Raw genomic sequence first — 3,294 nt, forward strand, 5'->3', positions numbered from 1 at the left:
GGCTTGCCCCTTGACCGTAAGGCGAGCAGGCGTATAATCTGTGACGCGGGGGCAAACAAAAAAAGAACGTCTTTTCAACTAATATCACTAAATTTAAAATGCGGTTTAAAAAATTATCTATAAAATATAAAGTATACTTTATATTTTTTGTATAAAAACATAAAGTATGTGTTATAATATTATAAGTGGGAGGTGAAAAAATGTCTATTACAAGCTCAGAGAATATATTAAGGATTTTATACTCTTATAACCCATGGTGGAGGGAAGGATATTTCCCTCAAGATCTGTCTAAACCCGTAAAGAGAGTAGTCTATCATCAAGCATTCGAATTACTAATGCATCCAGCCATTAGAAGATATGTTATACTTTCAGGCGCACGCCGTGTTGGTAAAACCACAATTTTATATCAAATGATAGAAACCCTTTTAAAAAATCAAGTGCACCCAAAAAAAATATTATATGTATCTTTTGATCATCCTTTATTTAAATTAAGTTCCTTCGACCAAATTATTAACCTTTATGAAACAGCCATAAATCAAGAAAAGGAAGCTTATATATTTCTAGATGAAATTCAATATGCAAGTGATTGGGACAGATGGTTAAAAGTCTATTATGACACCAAACCAAACTGGAGAATTATTGCCACAGGTTCAGCTTCTCCTGCACTTATTGAAGGTACAAAAGAAAGTGGTGTTGGTCGGTGGACTGTTATTTCTGTACCTACTCTTTCTTTTTATGAATTTTGTGAAATACTTGGAGTCCCAGAAAGACCAAATAACTTACCCGATTTAGATTTAAACGAAATTTCAAATTTAAATGAGTCTCAATTAAGTGAGCTTATATTTTTACTTATGCCCTTGCAAAAGTATTTTAATAAGTATTTAACAATAGGGGGATTCCCCGAATTTGTATTCTCAGAAGATCAGTTTTTAGTGCAAAGAATATTAAGAGAAGATGTGGTTGACAAAGTTATTAAAAGAGATATACCTTCTTTATTTAATGTAAGAAACTTAGCGGTATTAGAAAAGGTATTTTTATACTTATGCTTCAATTCTGCAAGTGTTATAAATATTTCAACGATAAGTAAAGAAATTGGAGATGTTTCAACGGTAACGGTAGAAAACTATATTCATCTTCTAGAAAATGCGAATTTAATTTACAAAAGTTTACCCATAGAATTAGGTGGGAAAAAAGTTTTAAAAGCAAAACCAAAAATTTACGTCTCTGATCCTGCTTTGAGAAATGCAGTTTTGATGATAGACAATATACTCTTAGACAGTAAGGAACTTGGAATAACGGTTGAGACAGCAATTTTTAAACATATCTATAATTTTTACTTGCAAACAAATGCTAGAATAGGCTATTTTAGAAAATCTTCTGATAATCAAAAAGAAATTGATGTAGTTGTTGAATTCCCACATAGTAAATCCTTAATTGAAGTGAAATTCAGAGAAGATACAACACTTTCTGAAAATGAAGCTATCGTTGAGATGAGTCAAAAGGAAAAAAATATTGCTTCAGCAGTATTAGTAACAAAAAGACCAGAAGATTATGGAAAAGTTAAGATTTCTACAAAGGTACCAATAATAAAAATTCCTGCTTATGCATTTATGTATTTATTTGGGAGACGATAACTTATTCATTTAATTGAAAATTGGAGTATGAATGAAATAAAAAATATGCCCTGTATAGAGTAACTGCTCTATACAGGGCCTTCATATCAAAATTTAGGACCAATGATTTGTGATTTTGAATTGTCGTATATTGAACCTTTCACTCTAACGGTAATAGTATCTGTAGCTGTTTTTATTCCTCCGCCTGCCAGCTGCTTATAAGCCGTAAACACTATCTTGTAAGTACCGTCAGGCATATTTTTAGGAATAATTACCACAACATCTCTTCCTTCATCTTTGGTGTGTTTAGTATGCCATGTCATCACATCCTGCGGTGGAGTGGTTAAAGGTATATCAGGCACTAAAGTGGTCACATTGGAAGAAGTAAATTCATTTTTTGGGTACCACATTCTTGCCTCTACACGGTATGCCTTTCCTTCAGTTCGGGCATATAGAATCATCGCTTCTCCTGCTTTGTATGTGGTCTTGTTTGAACTTCCAATAACAATAAGCTTTCCTTGAACTTGTACTGTAACTGTGTAAGGATCTGACCACATTGGTGTGAGGTTTGGATTCCTGCCTGTTGGGTCATCCAATACTCTCAGCTGTATCTTGTATGTTCCATCATCTCCAAGTCCCATTTCCTCAAAAGTAGGCTTCCATTGATTTATTGTTACCCATGTCCCGTCAGGTTTCTGTACTTTCCATTCTCTTGCTACAATTAGATCACCGTCAGGGTCATAGCTCTGGTCTGTGATCGTAAAGTGCTCATCAGCTACTACTGGATTCGGACTAATTGTAAATCTAGCCACAGGCTTATTGTTTTCGGGTATTATGGTCACGGCTTGAGTATAGGGCTCTGACCAGAGTGGTGTTCCAACCCGAGGATTATCCCTAACCTTAAGCTCTATTGTATATGTTCCAATTCCTAATGAAGGTATATTGTTAGGTACAGTGCTGCCGTAGTTTATCCATGTTCCATCGGGTTTCTGCACTCTCCACTGCCGTTCCGCAATAGGATCTCCATTTGGGTCATAGCTTTGATCAGTTATTGTTATTGTCTTATTATTCACAACTTGGACAATTGGATTCACAGTAAACTGTGCAACAGGCGGTAAATTTATATTCTGCGTCGTTATTGTCTGTACTTTTGGCTCACTCCATGCTCCTTCTAAATCCTGTACCCTAAGGTACACTAGATAAGTTTTTCCTACAGGGAATGTCCCTGACATTTTACCATCATGCCATGTGGTTTCATTTACTTCCTTCCACTTCCACTCCCACGCCTGTATGCCTTTATTAGGCAGTGACATATGATCTAGGTCGTAGCTTTGGTCTGTAATTGAGACAATGTAGTTTGAACCGCTTGGGGTCATAGTCACAGCAAACTGCGCAATAGGTGTTCTGTGAACGTAAATATACATCGTGCTTAAAGGCTTATAGCTCCACAGCCTGTAGTTGTCAAATCTATCATCATCCTTTGGATTATCTCTTGCCTGATACTCCACTTCATATTTCCCAACCTTATCAAAGACAGTTACAGGCACATCTAGATATTTTCCATTAAAGCTTGCAAGTCCTAAGCTGTTTTCAAAGTAATTCGGGTCATGCAGGTACATCCATCTTTCTTGATATTTTGGATCATTTTCTGGGTCATTGTAGTAGGTTTTTATCTCAATTG

1 protein-coding gene and 1 pseudogene are annotated in these 3,294 nt (G+C 35.7%); one reads left to right on the plus strand and one right to left on the minus strand.

The window, feature by feature from the left end; genetic code table 11:
* Positions 1 to 200 precede the first annotated feature (200 nt).
* Complete coding sequence (locus tag EV203_RS13160) at positions 201 to 1,634, plus strand: ATP-binding protein (RefSeq protein WP_019907156.1); 1,434 nt, start codon at positions 201 to 203, stop codon at positions 1,632 to 1,634.
* Between the two features lie 86 nt (positions 1,635 to 1,720).
* Here EV203_RS13160 and EV203_RS13165 read toward each other — a convergent pair.
* Positions 1,721 to 3,294, minus strand: a pseudogene (locus EV203_RS13165) (PKD domain-containing protein); the annotation flags it as partial.

Origin of the sequence: Caldanaerobacter subterraneus, from assembly GCF_004345675.1 — a bacterium.
Lineage (GTDB): Bacteria > Bacillota > Thermoanaerobacteria > Thermoanaerobacterales > Thermoanaerobacteraceae > Thermoanaerobacter > Thermoanaerobacter subterraneus.